Source organism: Ferrimonas sp. YFM (assembly GCF_030296015.1).
In the GTDB taxonomy this organism is placed as follows: domain Bacteria; phylum Pseudomonadota; class Gammaproteobacteria; order Enterobacterales; family Shewanellaceae; genus Ferrimonas.
This window is the reverse complement of the sequence record NZ_AP027368.1, coordinates 2,778,604-2,802,923: the sequence shown is the minus strand read 5'-3', so window position 1 is coordinate 2,802,923 and position 24,320 is coordinate 2,778,604. Positions and strand designations below refer to the sequence as shown.

Annotated in this window: 26 protein-coding genes; 19 read left to right on the top strand and 7 right to left on the bottom strand. The window is 57.5% G+C overall.

Features of this window, described 5'->3' with window-relative positions; all coding sequences use genetic code 11:
• Window positions 1-16: 16 nt before the first annotated feature.
• Complete coding sequence (locus QUE41_RS13120) at window positions 17-916, top strand: MBL fold metallo-hydrolase (protein WP_286339474.1); 900 nt, start codon at window positions 17-19, stop codon at window positions 914-916.
• Between the two features lie 115 nt (window positions 917-1,031).
• Here QUE41_RS13120 and QUE41_RS13115 read toward each other — a convergent pair whose 3' ends face one another.
• Together QUE41_RS13115 and dmeF are read right to left on the bottom strand one after the other, a co-directional pair.
• Window positions 1,032-2,222 carry a class I SAM-dependent methyltransferase gene (locus tag QUE41_RS13115; protein WP_286339473.1) on the bottom strand — a complete coding sequence of 397 codons (1,191 nt, stop codon included), beginning with the start codon at window positions 2,220-2,222 and terminating at the stop codon, window positions 1,032-1,034.
• 140 nt (window positions 2,223-2,362) lie between these two features.
• On the bottom strand, window positions 2,363-3,376 hold the full coding sequence (gene dmeF, locus QUE41_RS13110; RefSeq protein WP_286339472.1) for a CDF family Co(II)/Ni(II) efflux transporter DmeF: 1,014 nt from the start codon (window positions 3,374-3,376) through the stop codon (window positions 2,363-2,365).
• A gap of 187 nt (window positions 3,377-3,563) precedes the next feature.
• Here dmeF and QUE41_RS13105 point away from each other — a divergent pair, with 187 nt between their 5' ends.
• The 3 genes from QUE41_RS13105 to QUE41_RS13095 all read left to right on the top strand — a co-directional run bounded on the left by QUE41_RS13105 (window position 3,564) and on the right by QUE41_RS13095 (window position 6,430).
• A complete protein-coding gene (locus tag QUE41_RS13105; RefSeq protein WP_286339471.1) occupies window positions 3,564-4,337 on the top strand; it encodes a methyltransferase domain-containing protein in 774 nt (257 codons plus the stop codon).
• A gap of 96 nt (window positions 4,338-4,433) precedes the next feature.
• On the top strand, window positions 4,434-5,681 hold the full coding sequence (locus tag QUE41_RS13100) for a peptidoglycan DD-metalloendopeptidase family protein (RefSeq protein WP_286339470.1): 1,248 nt from the start codon (window positions 4,434-4,436) through the stop codon (window positions 5,679-5,681).
• Between the two features lie 146 nt (window positions 5,682-5,827).
• Entirely contained in the window at window positions 5,828-6,430 is a 603-nt protein-coding gene (locus QUE41_RS13095; protein ID WP_286339469.1) for an AAA family ATPase, read from the top strand.
• Between the two features lie 31 nt (window positions 6,431-6,461).
• Here QUE41_RS13095 and QUE41_RS13090 read toward each other — a convergent pair whose 3' ends face one another.
• Window positions 6,462-7,073: a GNAT family N-acetyltransferase gene (locus QUE41_RS13090; protein WP_286339468.1), complete on the bottom strand. Its 612-nt coding sequence runs from the start codon at window positions 7,071-7,073 to the stop codon at window positions 6,462-6,464.
• Between the two features lie 218 nt (window positions 7,074-7,291).
• Window positions 7,292-8,773 carry a methyl-accepting chemotaxis protein gene (locus tag QUE41_RS13085; RefSeq protein WP_286339467.1) on the bottom strand — a complete coding sequence of 494 codons (1,482 nt, stop codon included), beginning with the start codon at window positions 8,771-8,773 and terminating at the stop codon, window positions 7,292-7,294.
• A 144-nt stretch (window positions 8,774-8,917) separates the two neighbouring features.
• On the opposite strand from QUE41_RS13085, the gene QUE41_RS13080 reads away from it, so the two are divergent.
• From QUE41_RS13080 to QUE41_RS13050, 8 genes are all read left to right on the top strand, one after another.
• Complete coding sequence (locus QUE41_RS13080; RefSeq protein WP_286339466.1) at window positions 8,918-9,868, top strand: NAD(P)H-quinone oxidoreductase; 951 nt, start codon at window positions 8,918-8,920, stop codon at window positions 9,866-9,868.
• 108 nt (window positions 9,869-9,976) lie between these two features.
• Window positions 9,977-10,960: a phenylalanine--tRNA ligase subunit alpha gene (pheS, locus tag QUE41_RS13075; protein WP_286339465.1), complete on the top strand. Its 984-nt coding sequence runs from the start codon at window positions 9,977-9,979 to the stop codon at window positions 10,958-10,960.
• 10 nt (window positions 10,961-10,970) lie between these two features.
• Window positions 10,971-13,358: a phenylalanine--tRNA ligase subunit beta gene (gene pheT / locus QUE41_RS13070; RefSeq protein WP_286339464.1), complete on the top strand. Its 2,388-nt coding sequence runs from the start codon at window positions 10,971-10,973 to the stop codon at window positions 13,356-13,358.
• Window positions 13,359-13,362: 4 nt separating this feature from the next.
• Window positions 13,363-13,668: an integration host factor subunit alpha gene (gene ihfA / locus QUE41_RS13065; RefSeq protein WP_028109550.1), complete on the top strand. Its 306-nt coding sequence runs from the start codon at window positions 13,363-13,365 to the stop codon at window positions 13,666-13,668.
• Window positions 13,669-13,839: 171 nt separating this feature from the next.
• Complete coding sequence (locus QUE41_RS13060; RefSeq protein WP_286339463.1) at window positions 13,840-14,568, top strand: SGNH/GDSL hydrolase family protein; 729 nt, start codon at window positions 13,840-13,842, stop codon at window positions 14,566-14,568.
• Window positions 14,565-14,726, top strand: coding sequence for a VOC family protein (locus QUE41_RS21605; RefSeq protein WP_502875888.1), 162 nt, complete (start codon window positions 14,565-14,567; stop codon window positions 14,724-14,726). Before QUE41_RS13060 ends, QUE41_RS21605 begins: the two co-directional genes overlap by 4 nt.
• Before the next feature lie 30 nt (window positions 14,727-14,756).
• Window positions 14,757-14,924, top strand: coding sequence for a VOC family protein (locus QUE41_RS21600; protein WP_502875887.1), 168 nt, complete (start codon window positions 14,757-14,759; stop codon window positions 14,922-14,924).
• A complete protein-coding gene (locus QUE41_RS13050) occupies window positions 14,921-15,391 on the top strand; it encodes a hypothetical protein (RefSeq protein WP_286339462.1) in 471 nt (156 codons plus the stop codon). The genes QUE41_RS21600 and QUE41_RS13050 overlap by 4 nt, the downstream gene beginning before the upstream one ends.
• Here the strand turns inward: QUE41_RS13050 and QUE41_RS13045 are convergent, their stop codons facing one another.
• On the bottom strand, window positions 15,392-17,161 hold the full coding sequence (locus QUE41_RS13045; protein ID WP_286339461.1) for a sensor domain-containing diguanylate cyclase: 1,770 nt from the start codon (window positions 17,159-17,161) through the stop codon (window positions 15,392-15,394).
• 241 nt (window positions 17,162-17,402) lie between these two features.
• On the opposite strand from QUE41_RS13045, the gene QUE41_RS13040 reads away from it, so the two are divergent.
• A complete protein-coding gene (locus QUE41_RS13040; RefSeq protein ID WP_353506849.1) occupies window positions 17,403-17,816 on the top strand; it encodes a GNAT family N-acetyltransferase in 414 nt (137 codons plus the stop codon).
• 18 nt (window positions 17,817-17,834) lie between these two features.
• Here the strand turns inward: QUE41_RS13040 and QUE41_RS13035 are convergent, their stop codons facing one another.
• Window positions 17,835-18,266: a nucleotide triphosphate diphosphatase NUDT15 gene (locus QUE41_RS13035; RefSeq protein WP_286339459.1), complete on the bottom strand. Its 432-nt coding sequence runs from the start codon at window positions 18,264-18,266 to the stop codon at window positions 17,835-17,837.
• A gap of 130 nt (window positions 18,267-18,396) precedes the next feature.
• Here QUE41_RS13035 and QUE41_RS13030 point away from each other — a divergent pair, with 130 nt between their 5' ends.
• The 3 genes from QUE41_RS13030 to lpxM all read left to right on the top strand — a co-directional run bounded on the left by QUE41_RS13030 (window position 18,397) and on the right by lpxM (window position 21,023).
• On the top strand, window positions 18,397-18,822 hold the full coding sequence (locus QUE41_RS13030) for an OsmC family protein (protein WP_286339458.1): 426 nt from the start codon (window positions 18,397-18,399) through the stop codon (window positions 18,820-18,822).
• Window positions 18,823-18,992: 170 nt separating this feature from the next.
• Window positions 18,993-19,943, top strand: coding sequence for a lipid A biosynthesis (KDO)2-(lauroyl)-lipid IVA acyltransferase (locus tag QUE41_RS13025; RefSeq protein ID WP_286339457.1), 951 nt, complete (start codon window positions 18,993-18,995; stop codon window positions 19,941-19,943).
• Between the two features lie 129 nt (window positions 19,944-20,072).
• A complete protein-coding gene (lpxM, locus tag QUE41_RS13020) occupies window positions 20,073-21,023 on the top strand; it encodes a lauroyl-Kdo(2)-lipid IV(A) myristoyltransferase (protein ID WP_286339456.1) in 951 nt (316 codons plus the stop codon).
• Window positions 21,024-21,117: 94 nt separating this feature from the next.
• Here lpxM and QUE41_RS13015 read toward each other — a convergent pair whose 3' ends face one another.
• Complete coding sequence (locus QUE41_RS13015) at window positions 21,118-21,369, bottom strand: hypothetical protein (RefSeq protein ID WP_286339455.1); 252 nt, start codon at window positions 21,367-21,369, stop codon at window positions 21,118-21,120.
• A 601-nt stretch (window positions 21,370-21,970) separates the two neighbouring features.
• Here QUE41_RS13015 and QUE41_RS13010 point away from each other — a divergent pair.
• The 3 genes from QUE41_RS13010 (at window position 21,971) to QUE41_RS13000 (ending at window position 24,315) form a co-directional block, all read left to right on the top strand.
• Window positions 21,971-22,237: a hypothetical protein gene (locus QUE41_RS13010; protein ID WP_286339454.1), complete on the top strand. Its 267-nt coding sequence runs from the start codon at window positions 21,971-21,973 to the stop codon at window positions 22,235-22,237.
• A 349-nt stretch (window positions 22,238-22,586) separates the two neighbouring features.
• Entirely contained in the window at window positions 22,587-23,561 is a 975-nt protein-coding gene (locus QUE41_RS13005) for a transposase (protein WP_502875886.1), read from the top strand.
• A gap of 538 nt (window positions 23,562-24,099) precedes the next feature.
• Complete coding sequence (locus QUE41_RS13000) at window positions 24,100-24,315, top strand: hypothetical protein (RefSeq protein ID WP_286339452.1); 216 nt, start codon at window positions 24,100-24,102, stop codon at window positions 24,313-24,315.
• The last annotated feature ends 5 nt before the right edge of the window (window positions 24,316-24,320 follow it).

The window sequence follows — 24,320 nt, the reverse complement described above, 5'->3', positions numbered from 1 at the left end:
GTCTAAGGAGAGGAATATGAAACGGTTATTGCTTCAGTGGTTAATTCTGGCCAGCATGGCTCTATCGGCCACAGCCATGTCGGCGAACTTTCCGGTAAAGGAAGCTATGGGGGGAGAGGCGTTTGGTCACAGCGTCAAAAAGGTCGGAGATGGCCTCTACGTGTTCAGATGGTGGGTCTATCGCAATCTATTTATTGTGACTGAAGAGGGCGTAATAGTAACCGACCCCATGAACCCGAAGGCGGCTGCATTACTGCGTCAGGAGATCCGTAAAATCACCGACAAGCCGATTAAGTTTGTCATCTACAGCCACAACCACCATGACCACATTTCCGGAGGCAGTCTGTTCAAGGACGAGGGGGCGACCTTTATCGGCCATGCGAATGTGGCGAAAGAGTTGGGGGATCATCCCAGTGCCCAGACTCCACTGCCTGACATTACCTTCGAAGACAACTACCTGGTGCAATTGGGTGGCAGGACTTTAGAGCTGATACATTTAGGCCCGAATCATGGCAATAGCCTGGTGGTGATGCGATTACCCAAAGAGAAGATCCTGTTCGTGGTCGACATTGTTACCCCTCGTCGGGTGGCCTTTAGAAACATGCCTGATTTTTGGCCCGATGAGTGGGTCCGCTCACTCAAGGAGATAGAAAAGCTGGACGTGGACTGCGTCATCACGGCTCATGGTCCGGCTAACCAGCCAGCCATAGACCCTGCCACTGTGGTGGTTGAGCAGCGACTCTATCTGGAGGATTTGATGGCAGCGGTCAAACAGGCGATGGATTCAGGTATTCATAACCCCGATGAGCTCAAGACGGTTGTTAAGCTGCCGAAGTATGAGCACTGGCGCTCCTACAATGAGTGGTTGCCTATGAACATCGAGCGTATCTGGGCTTACTACCACATGGGTTGGTAGAAGCTTTAACAAGACACCCAGCTTTATCGGTTCATCGAACCAAGATCCAAGAGAGAAGTTCAGAGCAGCAAAAAGGGGCCATCTGGCCCCTTTGTCATTTCACGACTAAGTCTGCTTACCAGACTCGCAGGGCCAGGCCCTTGAGGTAGAAGCCTTCGGGGAAGCCGCTGCCGATGGGGTGATCGGGAGACTGGCTGAGGCGCTCCAGGATCTGGGCGTCACGGCCGGCATCCACGGCGGCATCGGCCACGATCTTCTGGAATAGGCTGGCGTCCATCAGGCCGGAGCAGGAGTAGGTCAGCAGGGTGCCGCCGGGCTTGAGGATCTGCATCGCCACCATGTTGATGTCTTTGTAGCCGCGGCAGGCGCCAGGCAGCTGTGCCTTGTTGTCGGCAAACTTGGGCGGATCCAGGATGATCACATCGAAGCTGCGCCCCTGCTCGCGGTATTCCCGCAGCAGTTTGAACACGTCCGCTTCGACGAACTCGGCGCGGCTGAGATCCAGGTCGTTGATCTCGGCGTTCTGCTTGGCCAGAGCCAGAGCCGGAGCGGAGACGTCGGCGTTCACCACCTTGGCGGCACCCGCTTTCAGGGCGTAGGTGCCAAAGCCACCGGTGTAGCTGAAGCAGTTCAGTACTTCCTGGTCCTTGGCGTAGCGGCTGGAGGCCAGGCGGTTGTCGCGCTGATCCAGGTAGTAACCGGTCTTGTGGCCGGTGACCACGTTCACCAGCAGCTTCAGGCCGTTCTCTTCAATGGCCATGGGCTGCTCGGGCAGGTCGCCCTTGAGCAGGCCTGAGGTGGGCTTGAGGCCCTCCTTCTTACGCACGTCCACATCGGAGCGTTCGTAGATGGCGCACTGGGGGTAGAGCTCGGACAGTACCTCGACCAGGGTGTCACGCCAGACATCGGCGCCGGCGGAGAGCAGCTGACACACCAGAACGTCGTTGAATCGGTCGATGGTGATGCCGGGCAGGCCATCGGATTCGGCGGCCACCAGACGGTAGCCTGTGTAGGAGCCGGCATTGGGCAGGGCATCGCGGCCAGCCTGGGCACGCTGAATGCGGCGACGCAGCAGATCGGCGTCAACGGCTTCATCCTGGTTGAAGGTCCATACCCGTACCCGGATCTGAGACTGGGGGGAGTAGGCGCCGCGACCCAGCCAGCGGCCGTCGTGGGCGAAGATCTCTACGGTGTCACCCAGGCCGGGCTGTCCGTCGACTCTCTTAATCCCCTTGGAGAACACCCAGGGGTGGCGGCGTAGCAGGGATTTTTCCCGGCCTTTTACCAGAACAACGCTGTTTTGCATCACTTTGTCCAACTATTCGCAATTGGCGCGGATTGTAGGAGCTTGGGGCCGTTACGGCAAGGCCGAAGGTTGGGAAACCTTCGGCCTTGATGGCTAAGTCCTGTTTCTCTCAGGCGTAACCTGAGAGTGCGGGGGCGATATTAGCCCAGGCAGGGGGTATCGGTGCAGTGGTGCACCTCGACGGTCACATGGGCCAGTTGAGGCACATCGGTCAGAAGATCCTTGTAGTAGGTGGGATCCTTGGGATGGTGAGTGACCAGGCTGACGATGGCGGCACTGTGGTGGCCAGAGAGGCGCCACAGGTGCAGGTCGGCAACCCGGTTGTCGCTGTCTGCTTCGATTCGGCTTTTCACCTCTTTGGCCAGGTGGTCATCCGGGCAGCGGTCCAGCAGGGTGGGGTAGGTGTCTTTAATCAGACCCCAGCCCCAGCGGGTGATGATCACCGCGCCGACCACGCCCATGATGGGGTCCAGGCCGGGCATGTCGAAGTAGCGGGCGGCCAGCAGGGCGAAGATGGCGGTCAGCGAGGTCAGGGCATCGGCAATCACATGCAGGTAAGCGGCATAGAGGTTGTGATCATGGCTGTGGCCGTGGGAGTGCCCGTGATGACCATGGTCATGGCCATGATGGTGACCGTGACCGTGACCGTGACCGTGACCGTGGCTGTGTCCGTGGCTGTGTCCGTGGTGGTGGTGGTCGTCTCCCTGGTGCAGCAGGTAAGCGCACACTACGTTGATCACCAGGCCGACGACGGCGACCACCAGGGCGTTGTTGTAGTCGATGGCCACAGGCTCAATCAGGCGCCAGATGGATTCGATGGCCATCAGCATCGCCACCAGCACCAGGGCCACGGCACTGGTGAAGCCGGCCAGGATGTTCACCTTGCCGGAGCCGAAGCTGTAGAGCGGATCTTTGGCGGCCTTGCGGGCAAAGCTGTAGGCAAACAGAGTCAGACCGAAGGCGGCGACGTGGGTGGCCATGTGCCAGCCGTCGGCCAGCAGGGCCATGGAGCCGGTAACGTAGCCGGTGACAATCTCTACCACCATCATGGCGGCAGTAATGAGTACGGCGTACAGGGTGCGGCGTTCGTTCTTTTTCTGCTCCAGGGCGAAGCTGTGCTGGTGTTGCCAACGTTCCAGAGAGTGACTGTGCATAGTAGTGAGAATCAGTATTATTGTGGTTTCGAGATTTTAGAAGTTATCTGACGGAAAAAATATGCGCTCAATCATGTTATTGACCCTGTAAATTTTGTGGGAATGGGTGAGTAAGCATGTTCATGGCTTTACAGCGGTCGCCGCTTGGGGACAATAAGGGCCTCTGAAGGCAGGGAACGACAACTGAGTGACCGACATCAATTTTGACACCCGGGCATCCAAATTTGCCCGGAACATCTACAACAGCAGCAAAGGACGCATCCGAGAAGCGGTGGTGATGCGCGAGCTGACCGATTTTATGCTGCCCCGTTTTGCCCCAGGAACTCCGGTTCTGGATGCGGGCGGTGGCCAAGGGCAGGTTGCCCTGAAGCTGGCGGCTTTGGGTCACCCTGTTACCTTGTGTGACCTGTCTACTGAGATGCTGGATCTGGCCCGGGAGAGTGCGCAATCTCAGGGGCTGGCGGAGCAACTTGAGGTTATCCATGCGCCCATTCAGAACCTGGGCGAGCACCTGACTTCGCCGGTACCCATTATTCTGTGTCATGCGGTGATGGAGTGGCTGGCCGAGCCCAAGGAGACCTTACTGGGACTGGTGGAGCACCTGGCCCCAGGTGGTTGTCTGTCTCTGATGTTCTTCAATTACCGGGGCATGGAGATTCACAACCTGGTCTCTGGAAACTTCGACAACCTGGGTCACACCATGGTCCATGGTAAGAAGAAGGTGAAGCTGGCGCCCAAACATGGTTTCGACAACCAGCAGGTGATTGGCTGGCTGGAGCAGGCGGGCCTGGTGCTCGAACGTCAGGTGGGGGTTCGGGTTATTCATGACTACCTGAGGGATAAATCGATGCAGGAGGGCAAGTATGAGCAATTGCTGGCCCTGGAGCTGGAATACGCTGCGCTGCCTGTGTACCGGGATATGGGGCGCTATACCCACCTGATTTTGAGGCGACCCGGGTGAGGGCTGGATCGGAACTTCTTTCATCTTTTTTGACAAAAAGGCGTTGAAAGTGCAATTTGTACGGCTAAATGTGAACAGTTCTCATCGGAGTGGGTGGTGAAAGAGAGACTACAGGCACTGGACCTGAAGGCCCTGCAGCCCAAGTGGTTGATGGCAGGCGCCCTGAGCATCGCTGTATACGCCATGCTCCCCAGTTCTCAGCCCTATCGGATGCATTTTCCTGAGCTGGTGTCGAGCCCGGCGCCAGAGTTAACCAGCCCTGCCGAGTTCGAGATTCCGGAGACCCTGAGCTACGTGGTGGCCAGTGGTGACAACTTGAGTGGCATCTTTTCCCTGATTGGCGTCAGCCAGCAGCAGATGGTGCAGGTGCTGGAAGCGGACTACTCGGTACTGGCGCTGGATACCCTGCGTCCCGGCCACCGGCTGAATTTCTGGCTGGATGAGGCGGACAACAGCCTGCAAAAGCTGGAGTTGGTGTTGAGTCCGGCCCACAAGGTGCGCTTTACCCTGGCGGCCCCCGGCAGTTTTGAGGTGGAAGACATCCTGCTCGATGGCCAGTGGGAGTCCAAGGCCTTCGAAGGCGAGGTGCACGGCAGCTTTGCCCGGGTGGCCACTCAGGCAGGCCTGAGTGCCAACGATGTGGCCAATATCGAAAACCTGTTCGAGGACAAGGTTAACTTCCGTCGCGATCTCCGTGCCGGTGACCGCTTCGGTGTGGTGCGCAGCTCCCAATTTGTCGATGGTCAGGCCACCGGCGCCCACGAAGTGCTGGCGGTGAGTTTCGTGATGCGAGGCCGTGAAGTGAGCGCTTTCCGCCACAGTGACGGCCAGTTCTACGATCAGGATGGCAACAGCCTGCAGCGGGCCTTCCTGGCCAAGCCGTTCAACGGCAGGTACCGCATCAGCGATCACTTTAATCCCAGACGCAAACACCCGGTCACTGGCCGGGTGAAGCCCCACAATGGCACCGACTGGGCTCTGCCCAGCGGTACGCCGCTGCTGGCGGCCGGCGATGGGGTGGTGACCCGGGTGGAGAATCACCCCTATGCAGGCCGTTATGTGGTGATCGACCATGGCGGTCGTTATCGCACTCGCTACCTGCATATGTCGAAGATCAAGGTGCGTAAAGGTCAGCGGGTCAGCCGCGGTCAGCGTATCGGTCTGTCCGGTGCCACCGGAAGGGTGACCGGGGCGCACCTGCACTATGAGTTCCACATCAATGGCCGCCCGGTGAATGCCCTGAAGGCCGACATCCCCATGGCGTCATCGGTGCCAAAGAAAGATCGCCAGGCCTTCTACGCCAAATCCCATGAATACCGCACCATGATGGGTATTGAAGGGTAATGGCCCAGCCTGTTTGGGCGCCCTGCCCAAACAGGCTTCTCTGCTTCTCTCCTGCTAACGTCGTATTTATTGCCTTATCTCAATGGGTTTATCCCATTCGCTGGCGTATTCTCTAATTAGGGATGAGCCAGACAAGGAGGGGCAGTATGACCAGGCAACTTAAGGTGGTGGTCACCGGCGGGCCGGGTGGAGGTAAAACCACGGCGCTGGATCTGTTTCGCCGCGAACTCAGCCATCAAATCGCCATAGTGCCGGAAGCGGCCACCCTGTTGTTCTCCAGTGGCGTCAGCCGCAGCAACGAACCCCAGGTGCTGAAAGAGATCCAGAAAACCATCTTTGCCCTGCAGAAGAACCTGGAGGCGATCCAGCAGCATGCCCATCCTGACAGGTTATTGGTGTGCGATCGGGGCAGCCTCGATGGGTTGGCCTACTGGCCAGAGCAGGAGAGCGAGTTTTTCCAGGCCGTGGACTCCTCATTGGAGCAGGAGTTTGGTCAGTACGATGCGGTGATCTTCTTCGAGTCCGCGGCCACCACAGGTCAGGACATCAGCAGCAACAACCCCACCCGCAATGAGTCCACGGCCCAGGCCGCCGAGCTGGACAAAAGATTGCAGGCAGTCTGGTCCAAACACCCCAATTATCACTTTGTGCCCAACTCAGAGTCTTTCCTGAGAAAGATCCTGTTCGGCATCATGACCATAGAGAATGTGATTAATCAGCATCGCAGAGCCGGCGGTGAAACGGCTTGAAAGGCCGCGCCACCTGCTCGAATGAATGGGCTTACACCGCCTGGTGCATGGCCGCCATGGTGGTGCGGTAGCTGGCGCGGTTTTCGTCGCTGGGAGGGTGGCTGATGTCCAGGGTGACGGTAAATTCCCCTTCATCAAACAGCATCTCACAGGGGTAACCCTGGTTTTTCAGCAGTCTCAGCATGGGGTGGTTTTCGCTGTGGACCAGGGCGATCACCTGCTCCACGCCCCAGGCTTTGCCGGCTTGGAACAGGTCGGCCACCAGGGTGTTGCCTATGCCCTGGTGCTGGTAGTGATCCACCACCAGGCAGGAGAGCTCTGCCACCTTGGAGTGCTCGGTGGCCCGTATCAGCCTGCCGGCCGCCACGATGTTCTGGTTGGGCCCCTTGGTGACCACAAAGGCCAGGGTAGTGGCAAAGTCGACCGTGGTGTAGCGGGTCAGGGATTCCAGGCTGGGGGCCTCTATCACCCGGAAGAACCGCATATACAGGGTGCGTTGGGACAGAGTGGGGAAGATGTCCAGAATCTCGTACTTGTCCTCTGGACGGATGGCACGGATAGCAACTTCGACGTCCTTGTGGGTGAGCACCCGCTTGTAGTAGCGGCTGGCATCGTCGGCAGTCAGTATCTCGTCTGTCACCATAGGGTTGGCATTCCTACATCTGCTGGCGGAGGAGGGGCTGGTCTCGTCAAAGGGTCAGACCTTTGTCGAATTTGCGAACAGTTTACCAGTTTTGTTCCGGATAAGAATAGGGCAGATTTCAGACAGAAGGGAGTGCTGTAAGGAAATATGAACGCGCCTCGCAAAAGTGCGAGGCGCGTGATATGACGCGGGCTGAATTCAGCCGCTGAGTTTGGGGATCAGGTGCGCAGGTTCGCCAGCTTGCCCTTCAGGTCATCGGCGGTCTGGGTGAGGGAGTCACAACCCTGACGGGATTCGTTGGCGGCCACCTCCACTTCATGGGACTGGTTGCGCACCTGGGTCAGGCTGGCAGCAATCTCATTGGCTACTGCGGTCTGCTGCTCAGCAGCGGTGGCAATCTGGGCACTCATGCTGTTGATGCGCTCTGAATGCTGGGTGATCTTGCCCAGGTCGTCGCCCGCCTGACTCACCAGCTCGCGCCCCTCTTCGGCGCGTTCTACGGTGTTGGTCATCACCTGCTCCAGAGCCTGGGTACCGGTCTGCAGCTCCTCAATCATGGTCTGGATCTCGACGGTGGCTTCCTGGGTTCGGCCAGCCAGGTTGCGCACCTCATCGGCCACGACTGCAAAGCCCCGGCCCTGTTCTCCGGCCCGGGCTGCTTCGATGGCGGCGTTCAGTGCCAGCAGGTTGGTCTGTTCGCTGATGGCGTTGATGGTGGTGATCACCTCGTCAATCTTGGCAGCGTTGCTGTGTACCTGATTCACCGCCGCCGAGGCGTTGTGAACGTCGGACACCAGAGACTCGATGGCGGTGATGGTCTGCTGCAGGCTGTGATGGCCATGCTGAGACTGTTCGTTGGCCTGACGGGTTTCATCGGCGGTGCTTTCGGCGTGACTGGCCACCTCTTTCACCGTGGCGCTCATCTCCTCCATGGCGGACGCCAGGGTGTCCAGATGTTCGCGCTGGCCGACGGCCATTTCGCTGGAGGTTTCCATCTGGCTCAGCACCTGATGGGCGGATTGGTTGATGGAATCGGAGATCACTCTCAGGCTCAGGACCACGTTGCGCCGGGTGTCGATCAGGGCATCGATGGCGTTGGCCAGGGGACGGAAGTCGTCGCGGCCGGGCACGAAGTTCAGGCGCACGGTCAGATCGTTGGCACAGGCCTTGGCCATCACCTCGCGCATATAGTCCATGGAACCCATGACGAAGCGGCGAACCGCAACTGCCCAGAAGGTGCAGAACAGGGCCACGAAGATGATGAGGTACATGGGGGTCTGGAAGATGCGCATCAGCTCATCGTTGACCACATAGTGCTCACTGACCACCAGCAACTGGTCACCCAGCTGAGTGGCGGTGCGCACTTCGTCACCCTGAACCAGAGACTCGCCCTGGCGCGCCGCCTGGGCCAGCTGACGATCGCTGGAAACGGCAATCAGGGAAACGTCATTAAGGTCCTTGACCAGTTGCTGGCGCTGCTCGGCGGGCAGGGGCGTCAGAATCTGTTTTAACTGGCTGACCTGGGTCTGTTGCTCCATCTGGTGGGCATGGACCAGCTCATCTTGTACCTTGGTGAATACGGCACCGGCCACGATGAGAAATCCCAGCAGTGGAAAGATGGCCAACAGAGCAAACTTTTCCCTAAGTGACAATGAGATAAGCAGGCGCTCCAGCCAGCTGGGTTTGTAGGTGTCAGACATATGTTCTCTTTTTTGGAAAAACTACGACCATTTAGACAAGATATCGAACCATGAGGCATAGCCTTTAACGGATTTGACATCAAAGGTGACAGGCGTCACAAACGGGGCTCGTTTGCCCATTTGAGTGGCGAAAAAGGAATCATCATGCAGGCATTGATAGTGAACGCAGAGGGAAAACTGGTTCTGGGTCAGGTAGGTGAGATGGCCGCCCCCGCGGATTGGGTTGAGTTGGAGGTTAAGGCCGCCGGCATCAATCGGGCCGATCTGCTGCAGATGGCGGGGCACTACCCGCCGCCACCTGGGGCCAGCGAACTGCTCGGCCTGGAGGTCGCAGGTGTGGTGGTGCGTGATCAGGGCCCGTGGAAGCAGGGCCAGCGAGTGATGGCTCTGCTCGATGGTGGTGGCTATGCAGAGCGGGTGTGGGTGCCCAAAGGGCAGTTGCTGCCTCTGCCGGACAGCCTGAGTTTCATTGAGGGAGCAGCCATTCCCGAGGCCTTTCTCACCGCCTATCAGGCGCTGGTGATGATTGGCGACCTGGGTCCGGGAGAGCGGCTGCTGATCCACGCCGGGGCCTCCGGGGTGGGCAGTGCCGCCATCCAGCTGGGCAACGCCCTTGGGGCCGAGGTGACGGTGACCTGTGGCAGTGACGACAAAGTGGCGTTTTGCCGCGCCTTTGGGGCGGGGCGGGCCATCAATTACCGCCAGGGGGACTGGTGGGAGGGAGTTTCGGAGCAGGACCTGATTCTGGACATGGTGGGGGGCCACTACCTGGAACCCAACTTACGCAGCCTGGCCCTCGATGGTCGCATCATTACATTGGCGATGCAGGGAGGGCGCCACGGCACGCTGGATTACGCCCGCTTACTGGCAAAAAGGGCGACCTTGACCGGCTCCACTCTGAGAAATCGCAGCAGCCACTACAAAGCTCGATTGGTTCAAGGCTTTTTACGACGCTTTTCTGAGAGTTTTGTATCTGGACAACTCAAACCCGTGGTGGACAGCAGTTACCCCTGGCAACAGGTGGCGCAGGCTCATAAGCGTATGGCTGCCAATGAAAACCAAGGAAAATTGATATTATCCCTTGAATCCAGCTGAACCGGGCCAAATTGCGGTTTTGCTTGGGTCCACAATGGAGTACAATTTGTCGTTTTCACGGAAACTCTTCCCCCATAATTTGCGGTTGGTACAGAGAAAATAACGATCATGCAGCAATTAGCAGAAATTGTCGCTAAAGGTCTGGCTGCGGTAGACGCCGCCGCCGATCTGAAGGCGCTTGACGATATCCGGGTTCAGTACCTGGGTAAGAAGGGTGAAATCACCGCCCTGATGAAATCCCTGGGTTCCCTCTCTCCTGAGGAGAAGCCTAAAGCGGGCCAGGCCATCAACGAAGGCAAGCAACAGGTTCAGCGTGCTCTGAACGAGCGCATCCAGGCCCTGCAGACCGAGGCCCTGAACGCCAAGCTGGCCGCCGAGGCCATCGACGTGACCGCCCCTGGCCGCAAGCTGGCCGCCGGTGGCCTGCACCCGGTGACCCGCACCATCGAGCGTATCGAACAGTTTTTTGCTGAGATCGGTTTCTCCGTGAGCACCGGTCCTGAGGTGGAAGACAACTTCCACAACTTTGATGCCCTGAACATTCCAGCGCATCACCCGGCTCGTGCCGACCACGATACCTTCTTCTTCAACCCTGAGCTGATGCTGCGTACCCACACCAGTGGCGTGCAGATCCGCACCATGGAGAAGCAGCAGCCGCCAATCCGCATCATCTGCCCTGGCCGTGTGTATCGTAACGACTACGACATGACTCACACCCCCATGTTCCACCAGGTAGAAGGCCTGGTTGTGGCTGAGAAGGTGAGCTTCACCGAACTCAAGGGTGTGCTGCACCAGTTCCTGCGTAACTTCTTCGAAGAAGATCTGCAGGTGCGCTTCCGTCCCTCCTACTTCCCCTTCACCGAACCCTCCGCCGAGGTGGATGTGATGGGCAAAAACGGCAAGTGGCTCGAGGTACTGGGCTGCGGCATGGTTCACCCCAACGTACTCAAGGCGGTCAACATCGACCCTGAGAAGTACTCCGGGTTTGCCTTCGGTATGGGCGTTGAGCGCCTGACCATGCTGCGCTACGGCGTTAACGACCTGCGTGCGTTCTTCGAGAACGACCTGCGTTTCCTGAAACAGTTCCAGTAAGAGGCCGTCAATGAAATTCAGCGAATCCTGGCTGCGTGAGTGGGTGAGCCCTGCTATCTCCACTGACGAGTTGTCCGAACAGATCTCCATGGCCGGCCTGGAAGTGGACGGTGTCGATCCTGTTGCCGGTGAATTCTCCGGTGTAGTTGTGGGTGAAGTGGTCGAGTGTGGCCAGCACCCTGACGCCGACAAACTGCGTGTCACCAAGGTGAATGTGGGCGGCGAAGAGCTGCTGGACATCGTCTGTGGTGCGCCAAACTGCCGCCTGGGCCTGAAAGTGGCCGTGGCCACCGTAGGCGCGGTGCTGCCCGGCAACTTCAAGATTAAGAAAGCCAAGCTGCGTGGCCAGCCTTCTCACGGCATGCTCTGCTCCTTCTCCGAGCTGGGTATCGACGTCGAGAGCGATGGCCTCATGGAGCTGCCTGCCGATGCCCCCATCGGCACCGATTTCCGCGAGTTCCTGGGCCTGGATGATTCCATCATCGAGGTGGACCTGACCGCCAACCGTGCCGATTGTCTCGGCCTGGCCGGACTGGCCCGTGAAGTGGGCGTACTCAACAGCCTGCCTGTGACCCAACCCGCCATCGACGCCGTTGCCCCGGTTATTGACGATGTGGTTGGCATCAAGGTGGACGCCCCAGAGCAGTGCCCCCGCTACCTGGGCCGCGTGGTTAAGAATGTTAACGTTAAGGCTGCCTCTCCCCTGTGGATGCAGGAGAAGCTGCGCCGCTCCGGCATCCGTTCCATCGACGCCATCGTCGACATCACCGCCTTTGTGATGCTGGAGCTGGGCCAGCCCATGCACGCCTTCGATCTGGCTCGCATCAATGGCGACATCCAGGTGCGCATGGCCAAAGAGGGCGATGAGCTGACCCTGTTGGATGGCACCGAGTGCAAGCCCAACGCCGACACCCTGTTGATTGCCGATGACAAGGGCCCACTGGCCTTGGCCGGCATCTTCGGCGGCGAACACAGTGGCGTCAACGGTGATACCACCGACGTGCTGCTGGAGTGTGCCTTCTTCGCCCCGCTGGCGATCCTGGGCCGTGCCCGTGCCTACGGTCTGCACACCGATGCCTCCCACCGCTTCGAGCGTGGTGTGGATCCCCAGCTGCAAGCCCGCGCCATGGAGCGTGCCACCGCGCTGCTGATTGAGATTTGCGGCGGTGACGCCGGTCCGGTTGTGGAAGCCGCCTCCGAGGCGCACCTGCCCAAGGCCGCCACCATCACCCTGCGTCGCGAGAAGCTGGACAGCCTGCTGGGCCACCACATTGCCGATGAGCAGGTGGAAGAGATCCTCACCCGTCTGGGTTGCGACGTCGCCACCATCGACGGCGGCTGGCAGGCCAAGGCCCCCAGCTGGCGCTTCGACATGGCCATCGAGCAGGACCTGATTGAAGAGGTGGCTCGCATCTACGGTTACAACAACATCCCCAACCTGGCACCTGTGGCCAAGCTGGAGATGGTGGAGCACCGCGAAGCGGATCTGCACGGCAAGCGCCTGCGCTCCCTGTTCGTAGACCGTGGCTTCCAGGAAGCGATCACCTACAGCTTCGTGGATCCCAAGCTGCAGGCCCTGCTGCACCCCGGCGTTGAGCCTCTGGTGCTGCCTAACCCCATCTCCTCCGAGATGTCCGCCATGCGCCTGTCTCTGTGGACCGGCCTGCTGGGCTCCGTGGCCTACAACCAGGCCCGTCAGCAGTCCCGCGTGCGCCTGTTCGAGACAGGTTTGCGGTTTATTCCTGACGAGAACGCCGAAAACGGCATTCGTCAGGAGCCGATGATTGCCGGTGTCATCGCCGGTCCTGTGGCCGATGAGCACTGGCAGATGGACAGCCGCGCCGTTGACTTCTTCGACCTGAAAGGCGATGTGGAAGCGATGCTGGCCCTGACCAATGACGCCGATGCCTTCAGCTTCCGTCCAGCCAGCCACCCAGCCCTGCACCCAGGTCAGAGCGCCGAGATCCTCAAGGATGGAAAGGTTGTTGGCCTGATGGGCGCCGTTCACCCTCAGCATGAGAAGAAGCTGGGCCTGAACGGTCGCACCCTGGTATTCGAGCTTGAGATGGCTGCCGTTGCAGACCGTCAGGTACCCGATGCACAGCCTGTTTCCAAGTACACCGCCAGCCGTCGTGACATTGCTGTTGTGGTTAAGGAAGAGGTCGGAGCAGGTGATGTTATCGGATTGATCAAGAAAATTGGCTTAAAACAGCTGGTTGGCGTAAACTTATTCGATGTATACCAAGGAAAGGGAATTGAACCCGGCCACAAGAGCCTGGCGATTGCCCTGACCTTGCAGGATGTCGAGCGTACGTTAGAAGATCAAGACATCGCCGACGCTGTCGATACCATCGTTGCCACTCTTGCTCAAGAGTTCAACGCACAGTTGAGGGACTGATATCATGGCCTTAACCAAAGCCGATATGGCAGAGCACCTGACCGAAACTCTCGGCATTCACAAGAAAGATGCCAAGGATCTGGTAGAGGCGTATTTCGAAGAGATTCGTCTGGCCCTGGAGTTGGGCGAACAAGTGAAGCTGTCGGGTTTTGGTAATTTTGAACTTCGGGATAAGAATCAGCGCCCCGGGCGCAACCCCAAGACTGGTGAAGATATTCCAATCTCCGCCCGTCGTGTGGTGACATTCCGTCCCGGTCAAAAGTTAAAAGCCAGAGTAGAGGATCTGGAACTGGACAGGGAAGAAGCCTGATTCGGCTTTGAGTCTTTCGAAAACCCAGCCCTTAGTGGCTGGGTTTTTTTGTGTAAGCTGTTTAATGCCAGCCTGACTGAAGAGCAAGTCACCACGGCTGGCGGATGGAGTAGTCAGTCATCAATGGGTACCGGCAAGTTCCGGGGCGCTGCAGCCCCATGGAGAGGATAAATGGATTATCTGATGACCAGTGCGGTGCTGTGGCCGCTGCTGCTCTATCAAGGAGTCAGAGTGCGCCGCACCGCGGTGCGCTTGCCTCAGGCGTCGGGCCGGCGCCATGGCCAGGTGGGGCAGGGCCCCAATCTGCGGGTACTGGTGCTGGGGGACTCCGCCGCCGCCGGGGTCGGGGTGGACCACCAGCATCAGGCGCTGTCCGGCCAGCTGGCCACTGCACTGCAGTCCAGTTTCAATCTGCATTGGCGGTTGGTGGCCCGCAGCGGTTTGACCACAGCCAAGATGCTGAGATACCTGAGCAAACGCAAGGCAGAGACCTTTGATGTGGTGGTAATCTCTCTGGGGGTCAATGACGTGACCCGGGGCGTAGGGGCCAGGAAATGGTTGGGTCAGCAACAACAGCTGGTGGCCCTGCTTCGGGAGAAGTACGGCTGTCGCCACATCGTGGCCGCCGCCATTCCCCCAATCGGCCAGTTTCCCGTGTTGCCACAACCTCTGCGCTGGACTCTGGGGCGGCATGCATCTGTCCTGGACAGCCGGGTGCGTCAGTGGATGGCGCAGCAACCCGACTGTGACCGGGTGGAGTTTGGCCCCCTGGATGATCCGGCGCTGATGGCCTCAGACGGCTTTCATCCCGGGCCGGAGATCTACCGGCTATGGGCCCAGGAGGTGGCGGGCTGCATAGAGCGCCGCTGGGCAGAATCGACATCAGGGAGCATGACATGAGCGAAACCATCAACTACATCGAGTTTGGCAGCAATCATCTCGCGGCCAGTCGCAGTTTCTTCGAGTCGGCGTTTGGCTGGCGTTTTACCGACTATGGCGCTGACTACACCGCCTTTGACGGGGCAGGACTCCAGGGTGGGCTGTATCGCAGTGAGTGAGGCAGCCGGGTAGAGCAGGGGGGCGCCCTGGTGGTGCTCTACAGCGACAACCTGGAGGCCAGCCTGGAGAAGGTCTCTGCCCTTGGGGCGCAGATCTGTCGCCCGATATTCTCCTTCCCTGGAGGCCGTCGTTTTCACTTCGTCGAGCCCGGGGGTAATGAACTGGCCATCTGGAGTGATAAGGAGCCCAAAGTATGAGGCTGACGTTCGGTGTACTGGCCCTGTGGCTGCTGGCGGGCTGCCAATCGGCCCCTGCGCCCACTGAGCCTGAAGTATGCACTCAGAAAGCCCCTGAGAGCCATCTGGTTGAAGGTGTGCTGATGTCGGTCAGTCACCCGAGGCTGACCCAGATGCTGGCTGCGAAAGGGGATCTGGATGGGGACGGCATCGACGAAGTGGTGGACGTGGTGGTTCACCAGCCCGGCGGCAGCGGCAGTTTCTACTATCTGTCGGTGAATCAGGGGCAGAGCTGCGGCTTCAAACCTCTGCCTGCTGTTTTCCTCGGGGATCGTATCGCCCTGGATGCCATGGAGGTGACCGGTCTGCGGTTGTCGGTGACCTTCCGCGATCGGGATGTGAGCGAGCCTATGGCGGCCCCGCCGACCCGGCTCAACCGGTGGCGCTTTGCCCTGGAGCAGGGCGAGCTGAAGCGTCTGGTGCGCTGATCAGCTCAGGGTGTGTACCTGATCTCCCCCGGCCTGCTTGGCCCGGCTCAGGGACTGGCGCACCCGGCTGACCATCTGCTCCAGCGCATAGCCAGGCGGGTATTGGGCCACGCCCAGGCTGGCGGTGCAGTGCTCGCCATGGGTGAAGTGGGTCTGTCCAAACATGGCGTACAGCTTGATGGCGGCGACCTTGGCTTCAGCCAATTGGGTGTCTGGCAGGATCACCATAAAGGTGCCCCCCTCCCAGCGTCCCACCAAGTCGGTGCGCCTGGTGTGGGCGTTCAGCAACTGGGCGGTTTCGGACAGTACCTCATCGCCAATCAGCCGGCCGTGACGGTCGTTGATCTCCGACAGGTTGTCGATATCCAGTAAGATCAATGAGAAGGGGCGGCCGTATCGCTCCTCATGGAGAATCTCCTGGGTCAGCAGCTCTTCCAGTTGAACCCGGTTGGGTAACTGGGTCAGCTTGTCGACCGTGGCCTTCTCTTCAAGCTCGTGGCTGGCTTGCTGCAGCTCGTCGGTGACCGCGTCGATGAAATGCATCAGCCGCTCCATGATGCGGATATGCTGATTGGCGTAGGGGTCGTCGAGGCGATCCTGAGCGGTGTCATCCAGAGACTGCTGAGCCAGCCTGGGCTCGCTGCCGGCTTCCCCTTCACGCATCCCCACGGCCACCATGGTGGAATTGAGCAGTAACAACTCTTCGCCGTTGCCGTAAAACTCGCCATAGGTGTAGAAGCCCATGGTGGGTGCCAGCTGCTGGAAGGGGTGGGTTTCCAGTTCGACCTGCTCCTGCATCAGGAATCGGCGACAACCACAGCTGTAGAGGAACACCGCTTGTGGCGCAAATTCAGCCATCTTGTCATGGACCTGCCGGGCATCGCGGATGATCATCCGTGGGTCGCCATAGCCCAGTCGCACCTGCTCACCCTGTTTGATGTCGGCAAAGAATTCGATGCTGCGTCCCCGTCCCACAGAGATGGGGGTGCGCGCCAGGGTGTGCTCTCCCCGGGTAACCATCAGGGGAAACTCCAGGGCACTCAGATGAAAGCTGTCGTCATTGGTGATGTTGAGGTAGCGGGAGAGCACCTCGAAGGCGGGACGGTTGTCCAGCAGCTTCAGGCTGAGATCCTTCACCTCGGTGGCGACCATGGGTTTACTCAGGGCGCGCCATCCCAGGTAGCTGTGGCAGTCGATCTGAAGATCGGCGCCCTTGAAGATCACCGCCACCACACCACTTTCATGGCATCTGCCCTGGTGCACCACCAGGGAGCGTTTTACCTTGCCATAATCCGCCGCTCCGCCGCCGAACACAGGGAAGGGCAGGGGCTGGCTGCCCAGCTCGGCGATCAGGGTATTGGTATTGAAGGCGGTGGAGGTGGTGAGCAGCAGCAGTCCGGCCACTTCCAGGCGCTGCTCCAGCAACTGGCGCAGCTCCCGGCCGGTTTGATTCTCTTCCCCACGGATGCAGGGGAGGAACAGAGATTCCACTCCGCTCGACTCAAACAGAGTTACCCCAATCACCGTGTTGCCGGTCAGGGTGTGGCCCTGATGGATCTCACCGACTGTGGTGGCTCCGACCACCTGGGCCTGGGGAAAGCGTTTGAGCGTTTCTGAGGCGATCTGCTCCAGCCGCTGTGGATCCTGGTAGGCACTGTAGAGCTGAACCAGCATGGCACTGGCGCTTATGGCCAGGCGAGCCAGTTCGGGATCGCTCAGGAACTGAGAGAGATCGTTGTGGTCTTCAAGCGTGAAGGAGAGCTGTTTCATCCGTGAGTCCGACCAATCCAATGTTAAAACTGTGATCCTATGACGGGTGAATGTAAATCACCTGCTGCAGATCTCAGGGTCATTCTTACAAATTTGCCATCAGATTAGAATGGATGGTAAGTAAAGAATGGCCGTCGGGCCGCGGTTTTGTGAGGTTGAGAGACTCAGGGGCATGATGATGAAGATTCGTGAGATCTGTGCGAAAGACAATTCGCAGTTAGCTGAAATCATTAGGGAAGTATTGGCAGAGTTTGGGGCAGACCGTCCCGGTTTTGCCTGGCAGGATCCTGAATTGGATGCGCTCAGCCTGGCTTACCAGAACGAGGGGTATCGCTACTGGGTGGCGGAGTTGGATGGGCGCATCGTGGGGGGCGCCGGCATCGCGCCATTCCAATGCCATTGGCCGGCGACCTGCGAACTGCAGAAGATGTATCTTAGCCCACAGTGCCGCGGCAAGGGCATAGGCCAGGCTCTGCTGGATACGGCATTGAGCTACGCCGAAGGACAGGGCTACCATCACTGTTATCTGGAAACCTTTGAACCCATGGTTCAGGCCAGAAAGCTTTACGAATCCAAAGGGTTCGAGCGGCTGCATGCGCCCTGGGGCGACAGCGGCCACAGTGCTTGCGACTGCTGGATGATGAAGGCGCTCTAGGAAATCTGTTTGGTGGTATCAGGCGTCAGTGGGTTGCAGGTAGTGGGTGCCCGCCAGGTAGCAAGCGATGCTTTGTTCACTGGCGTCGAAATGGGGCTGGGGCAGTTCCCTGGGATCCACCCAGAGCCAACCTTCACATTTGTCCGGCTCGCAGTTGATGGGCTCCTCCCCCTGATGCTCCGCCAGCAACACCACTGAAACGTAGTGCTTGCCCTCTTCGCGATAGGTTCGCAGGTTATTGGTGATCGCCAGCACCTGAGGGTTGTCGATGACCAGGCCGGTCTCCTCCCTGACTTCACGGATGGCGGTTTGCTCGAAGCTCTCCCCCAGTTCCAGATGACCGCCGGGAATAGAGAAGTAGGGGGCGTGGCTGCCTTTGCGTTTACCGATGAGAATCTTGCCGTCGTCTCGGCGAATAATGATGCCAATTCCGACCTTTGGGTGAGTCATAATCTGAATTCGGGTGATCCGGGCCACAAAGGATTACCCAGAGCCGTGTTAATGTCAAAGAGATGCTTGCACCTTGGACTTCAATTTTTTAGCATGCTTTAGCAAATTCTAATGTAAGAGACTTTTTACTATGGCCGATAAGATCTATCACGTTCGTTCCTCCATGACAGAGGGCTGGAAAGTTACCGCTCAGGTGCGCAAACACACCCTGATTGTTGACCAGCCCAGTGGCGGCGATGAGGGTGCCAACCCATTGGAAACCTTCCTGTTCTCTCTGGCGGCCTGCATCTCGACCATAGGTAAGATGGTGGCCCGAGAAGACAAGATTGATCTGCGCGGCATCGAGGTGGACGTGAAAGCGGTGCTGAATCCCGCCGGCCTGGTGGGCAAGGAGACCGACGATCCTATTGGCTTCAAGTCCTTCGAAATCGTTGCCGACATCGATGCGGATCTGACTGACGAAGAGAAGAAGGCGTTTCTGGACAAGACCTGTCACCGCTGCCCAATTCACGACAACATCCTCAGGGCCACTGTGGCCACTCACGACATTGGCTGAACGTGATTTAAGCAGAGCTTTTTAGGGGTCTACAGTTTATCTACTCTCTGCTGTTATAATCTCGGCACTGTTCAGTGTCCCCAGGGGGCCGGACATTTTCGCCTGCGAGCGGGCGAGAGTCGGCCCCTTGTCGATCCTGCGTGTTCAATGACGTAGTTAAGAAAGTGAACGTGACTGCCAAAGAGATTGCTGTCCCGGAGCATCGCCCCGGTTTCCGACTCGGCCTGTTGCACCCCAAGTATCTCGGGGTGTGGCTGCTGATGCCGCTGTTTATTCTTATTGCCTTCCTGCCTTATCGCTGGCGGGACGGGTTGGGTGCCTGGCTGGGCCGTAAGGTCGGCCGGCGGGCCCAGCGCAGCCGTCGTCGGGCGGAGATCAATCTGAAGCTGTGTTTCCCGGACTGGAACGCCGAACGGCGCCAGCAGGTGTTGGATGAGATGTTTGAACTTGCGGCCATCTCACTGCTGTCCGGCACCACCTTGCTGGTGCGCAGCCGCCGCTGGCTGGAGCGTCATATCCAACTGGAGGGGGAGGAGCATCTGGCCCCCTATCTGGGGAGCGACAAGCCGCTTATTTTTATTGTGCCTCACACCTGGTTTGTGGATTTCCCTGGATTGCTGCTGGCTTCCAGGGGCTATCCCATGACCACCATGGTCAATCCTCAGAAAAATGAAGCGACCGACTATCTGATGCAGAAAGCTCGCAGTCGATTTGGCGGCAAGATCTTCGGTCGCGGTGCCGGCATTTCCTCTTTGCTCGGGGCTATCAAGGAGGGCTATAGCGCCTATTACCTGCCGGACCAGGACCATGGCCTGTCACGCAGTGCCTATGTGCCGCTGTTTGCCACCCACAAGGCGACACTGCCCTGTATGAGCAAGATGCTACAGGCCACAGATGGGGTGATCTTCCCTATGGCTGCCCTCTACGACCGTGAGCGAGGGGTGTTCCGAGGTGTCATTCGCCCGGCCGTCACCGAGGTATTGGAGGGGGCTGAGCAGGATGCTCGTCGCCTGAACCAGGAAATTGAAGCCCTGATTGGGCCAGAGCCGGCCCAGTACATGTGGATTTTGAAGTTCTTTAAGAGTCAGCCGCCGGGCCAGCCAGATCCCTACAGCCGTTGATGAAATCCTGTTCAGTTATCATTTCGAAACCAATCTGACCCGCGAGTTTAACGGGCGATCGTTGTGAGTCAGTCGGGGTTCAGGTAAGGTGTGATCCGTATTCAGAAGCACAACCATTAGAACAATATTATGTCCCTGCCCATCTCTCCGAGTCAGCCCTACCGGGTGGAATTCTGCTCTAGCATGCTATCGCCCAAGTACTGGCCCTCCTGGCTGGCCGTGGGCATGATGTTGCTGTTGGCGTTCCTGCCTCACAGGGTGCGCTTCTGGATGGCCAGAGGACTGGCGCGCATCATCCGCCCCTTCTGCAAGAAACCGTTCCGCATCGCCAGGGCCAACCTGGGCGCCTGCTTCCCCGACATGAGTGAGGCGGAAACCGAAGCGATCCTGAAGAACATGATGTTCAACTTTTCCCTGGTGGGCCTGAGCATGGGGGTGCTGGCGGTTAAGTCCCGTAAGCACCTGGAGAAGCACATCGCCATCAAGGGGCTGGAGCACATCGAGCAAGCCCGTGCCCAGGGTAAACCCATCGTCTTTCTGGTGCCGCACCTGTGGGGCATCGAATACGCCGGTGCCAGGCTCTCCTCCTGGGGACTGCCGATGATGGGTATGGTCAAACATCATAAGAACCCGGTGTTCAACTGGCTGAGTGTGCGCCAGCGCTGCCGTTTCGGCGGTACCGTGTACCACAGAGATGCGGGCCTGCGTACCTTGGTACAGGGGCTGCGCCGGGGAGAGAGTTTCTTCTATCTGCCGGATCAGGACCATGGTCCCGAGAAAAGCATCTTTGCTGACTTCTTTGCTACCCAGAAGGCGACCCTGCCGGTGATTGGCCGCCTGGCCAACTGCGGTGGCGCCACAGTGCTGCCGCTGACCATAGGCATCGACAAGGAGAAGGGGAACATGACCATGGAGGTGTTTGAGGCCCTGGAGATGGACAACAAGCTGTCCAAGGAGGCGGAGGCGTCATTGCTCAACCATCAGCTGGAGCGGCTGATAGGTGCCCATCCTGAGCAGTACATGTGGTTTCTTAAGGTGCTGCATACCCGGCCCGAGGGGGCCAGGCTTCTCTACCGATAAAGACAAAAACGCCCGGCACTTGCCGGGCGTTATCTTTTCTGTGTCTTTGTGCTGTCTGCAGGGTTTATCCGGAGGTATGGCTAGCGTCATGATCTCAGGCCTCGAAGCTGCTCAGCGAGCTGTGTCTGGTGTGCTCAGCGCTTTGAAATAACAGCAGCTCCCAGGCCAGGTTGTGAAGGGTCTGGCTGTCGTTGCTGGTCAGCTCCTGCAGGCAGATGTCGCCGGCTTCCAGCATCTCATTCAGCTCCCCCTCCTGAAGGCGCATCACCGGACGTCCGCTCAGTGAATGGTACACGGTCAGGCTGCTGGGGCGCTGGTCCAAACGGGCATCAATGGTAAACAGCATGGTAGGTCTCCTCTCATATCGTTTATGCAAATGATAACCGTTATCATTTGGGTGTCAAGGGAGGATGATACTGATTTTTGTGAAACTTCTTCGCGACAGTGAGCCCTGTAAGTCTGATTTTTTTGATTTTGTGCAGTAATTCAGTGAGTTGAATCGGCGAATAGAATAATCAGGTGAAAATCGAATTCTAAATCTTTGATGCTATTTAGCTTTATAAATCAGTTTTATATTTTCAATCATTTGGGCAATGCATGTAACTATTTGTAAACGAATAATCTATCCCGCTAATTTCACTAGCCAAATTACATGAATCATCACTTTGACAATGTTGGCTATCTGTCTTTTTTCTTCTTAAGCTATTGATGCGCAATGCTTTGTTGTTGGGTGTTGGTGTTATTGCGTCACGTTTAGGTCGCCGAGGATGAAAATGTTTTTGATTTTGAGTTTTGCGCCAATGTGATCCAGTTAACGTTCCTGTAGAAAACCAACTTTTATAAGTCTCTGTAAAACAAAGTTAATAAAAAATATATTTTCAAGGTCTTTTAATTTATGTCCGACCAGTATAACTTAATCATCGAATCGAACTTGAAGGATAACAAAAATGGACTACGTGGTTTTTGGGCGAGCCAATGAGACCGATGCCGAAGAGAACTTCATTGGTTTCCATTTTGAGCAATTTGCCGTGCAGGCTGACAGCGCCGAGGGTGCGCTGGAGCAGGCCGAGGCACAGATGTGCCAGCGTCTGGATGACGTGAACGAACAGCAGAACAAGCAATTTCTGGGTTTCGAACTGACCGGCCTGCGGTTGAGCGACTACCTGGATCTTAAGGCCGAGATCGAATCCGGCGAGTTTGAGTTATTCAACTAACCACTCCAAGTGGGACTTAGGGGGATATGTCACGCCACTCGTTGGCGTTGCTGTATTTACAGGACGTTTAATAAAAATAACGGCAATACAATCAATTGATAAAGCCGTACTGAGATGATGCCCCATAAGAGGGTGAAACAGATCAGTCCTCTCGGCCCCGCACACGCGGGGCCGTTTTTCTTCCCCCTCCCATACCAAGACACCCACAGTTACACCTCTTCCTGTCAAGACACCCATCCTTAGTTCGGCTCTTTCTTATGAGGACTCCCATAGTTAGGCCTGTCTGCTGCGACCTTCTTGTTGCGGAGGTGCACTACACTTAGCTCTTGCTTTTGGAAAGGAGGGAACCATGCCAAAGGCCAGGAAGCAACAAGTCAGCTTGGATGACACGCGCCACTACCATTGCATCAGCCGATGTGTCCGGCGCTCATTTCTGTGTGGTAGGGACCAGTACAGTGGTAAAAGCTACGAACACCGTCGTCAGTGGGTAGAGGACAGGTTGTTGTCCCTTGCCAAGGTGTTTGCCATTGAGGTCGCAGCCTATGCGGTGATGAGCAACCACACGCACCTTGTGCTCTATGTGAATGTGGAGCTCGCGAAGGACTGGGATGATGTCGAAGTCGTTTCTCGATGGCATCAGCTCTTCTCTGGAAACGCTCTCACTAAACGTTTTGTTGATGAAGAGCAGAGAGACTCCTTGGAGCCTTGGGAACTGGACCTCGTCAAAATGCAGGCTGACCTCTATCGAACACGCCTGATGGACATCAGCTGGTTTATGCGGACTCTTAATGAATACATCGCCCGTAAAGCCAATAAAGAAGACGAGTGCACTGGCAGGTTTTGGGAAGGACGGTTTCGTTCCCAGGCCTTACTGGATGAGCAAGCGCTTCTAGCGTGCATGGCATATGTCGATCTCAACCCGGTACGTTCAGGCATGGCAAAGAAGCCTGAGGATTCGAAACACACCAGCATTCGACGGCGAATTCAATCTGCAAAGGTGGGGAAGCAGCCTGCATTCCTAAAGAGCTTTACCTCACCCGGTGGGAAAGAAGACGCTTTGCCCTGTCACCTTAATGATTACCTGGATCTGGTGGAGATGACCGCCAGGGTGATGGTGGAGGGAAAAGGGTATATGGATGACTGTACTCCTTCCTTGCTGCAACGTCTGAACGTGGAGGCGGATTCTTGGCTGGAGCTGACTCAGGGGTTTGAGTATCAGTTCAGTCATTATGCTGGCCGGGTAGACAGCCTCAGGCGCTGTGGCGATGCGAATCTGATGCAGCGAGTTCGGGGCACAACAGCGGCGAAGCGATTGCTCGGCTAACCTCCAATTTTCTTTACGGCTTTGAATTCACCCATTGAGTGGAGTGAAGGAACAAGTATGCCTCTAGTTTGGTTAATAGGCCTGTTGCAGTTGATTGGAGGCTGCGCAGCTGTGTTTTAAGGGGCTGAGCTGACAAAAGTGGGGCGCTGCCGGTGGCAACTGAGTGTGGAAGAGGGGAATTGGGAATGGAGGTGTGGGGGAGAGTGAAAAGTTGGGTGTCTTAATATGGAGGGCGTCTTGTTTGGCTAATAGGCCTGTTGCAGTTGACTGGATCCGTTGCAGCAGCCTTTTAATGGGGCTGAGCTGACAGAAGTGGGGCGCTGCCGGTGGCAACTGAGCGTGGAAGTGGGGAATTGGCAATGGAGGTGTGGGGGAGAGTGAAAGGTTGGGTGTCTGGGTATGAGGGGGTGGGGTGTTGTGGAAAGGTTAAAGAAGTGCTTTACGAGGTGTGGCGCGCATTGGTATGATTTTTCATCGGTTTCTGTCGTTGTAGTGGTTCGGAAACCACTCAGGGACTGTCATAATTAGGGAATATAAGATGTCTAAACTGCTCGATTACATTAATGAACTGGATAGCAACGCTGATCTGCTGGATGCTCATAAGAAAGACCCTGAAAGCACAATGAAAACTTATGGATTAAGTGATGAAGAGATTGCTGCAGTGATGTCTGGTGATTCAGATAAAATACGTGCGTTGTCGGGTGCCAACTCTGATCAGGATTTGGTTAACGTCGTTCAAGTTCAACAGAAATAAAGCTT

What these genes read in the sequence shown, in the direction of transcription:
- ihfA (WP_028109550.1), top strand. Translation starts at nt 13,363, where the DNA reads ATGGCCTTAACCAAAGCCGATATGGCAGAGCACCTGACCGAAACTCTC.
- dmeF (WP_286339472.1), bottom strand. Translation starts at nt 3,376, where the DNA reads ATGCACAGTCACTCTCTGGAACGTTGGCAACACCAGCACAGCTTCGCC.
- QUE41_RS13000 (WP_286339452.1), top strand. Translation starts at nt 24,100, where the DNA reads ATGTCTAAACTGCTCGATTACATTAATGAACTGGATAGCAACGCTGAT.
- pheS (WP_286339465.1), top strand. Translation starts at nt 9,977, where the DNA reads ATGCAGCAATTAGCAGAAATTGTCGCTAAAGGTCTGGCTGCGGTAGAC.
- QUE41_RS13015 (WP_286339455.1), bottom strand. Translation starts at nt 21,369, where the DNA reads ATGCTGTTTACCATTGATGCCCGTTTGGACCAGCGCCCCAGCAGCCTG.
- pheT (WP_286339464.1), top strand. Translation starts at nt 10,971, where the DNA reads ATGAAATTCAGCGAATCCTGGCTGCGTGAGTGGGTGAGCCCTGCTATC.
- QUE41_RS13120 (WP_286339474.1), top strand. Translation starts at nt 17, where the DNA reads ATGAAACGGTTATTGCTTCAGTGGTTAATTCTGGCCAGCATGGCTCTA.
- QUE41_RS13085 (WP_286339467.1), bottom strand. Translation starts at nt 8,773, where the DNA reads ATGTCTGACACCTACAAACCCAGCTGGCTGGAGCGCCTGCTTATCTCA.
- QUE41_RS13080 (WP_286339466.1), top strand. Translation starts at nt 8,918, where the DNA reads ATGCAGGCATTGATAGTGAACGCAGAGGGAAAACTGGTTCTGGGTCAG.
- QUE41_RS13090 (WP_286339468.1), bottom strand. Translation starts at nt 7,073, where the DNA reads ATGGTGACAGACGAGATACTGACTGCCGACGATGCCAGCCGCTACTAC.
- QUE41_RS13010 (WP_286339454.1), top strand. Translation starts at nt 21,971, where the DNA reads ATGGACTACGTGGTTTTTGGGCGAGCCAATGAGACCGATGCCGAAGAG.
- QUE41_RS13060 (WP_286339463.1), top strand. Translation starts at nt 13,840, where the DNA reads ATGGATTATCTGATGACCAGTGCGGTGCTGTGGCCGCTGCTGCTCTAT.
- QUE41_RS13045 (WP_286339461.1), bottom strand. Translation starts at nt 17,161, where the DNA reads ATGAAACAGCTCTCCTTCACGCTTGAAGACCACAACGATCTCTCTCAG.
- lpxM (WP_286339456.1), top strand. Translation starts at nt 20,073, where the DNA reads ATGTCCCTGCCCATCTCTCCGAGTCAGCCCTACCGGGTGGAATTCTGC.
- QUE41_RS13115 (WP_286339473.1), bottom strand. Translation starts at nt 2,222, where the DNA reads ATGCAAAACAGCGTTGTTCTGGTAAAAGGCCGGGAAAAATCCCTGCTA.
- QUE41_RS13050 (WP_286339462.1), top strand. Translation starts at nt 14,921, where the DNA reads ATGAGGCTGACGTTCGGTGTACTGGCCCTGTGGCTGCTGGCGGGCTGC.
- QUE41_RS13095 (WP_286339469.1), top strand. Translation starts at nt 5,828, where the DNA reads ATGACCAGGCAACTTAAGGTGGTGGTCACCGGCGGGCCGGGTGGAGGT.
- QUE41_RS13030 (WP_286339458.1), top strand. Translation starts at nt 18,397, where the DNA reads ATGGCCGATAAGATCTATCACGTTCGTTCCTCCATGACAGAGGGCTGG.
- QUE41_RS13035 (WP_286339459.1), bottom strand. Translation starts at nt 18,266, where the DNA reads ATGACTCACCCAAAGGTCGGAATTGGCATCATTATTCGCCGAGACGAC.
- QUE41_RS21605 (WP_502875888.1), top strand. Translation starts at nt 14,565, where the DNA reads ATGAGCGAAACCATCAACTACATCGAGTTTGGCAGCAATCATCTCGCG.
- QUE41_RS13005 (WP_502875886.1), top strand. Translation starts at nt 22,587, where the DNA reads ATGCCAAAGGCCAGGAAGCAACAAGTCAGCTTGGATGACACGCGCCAC.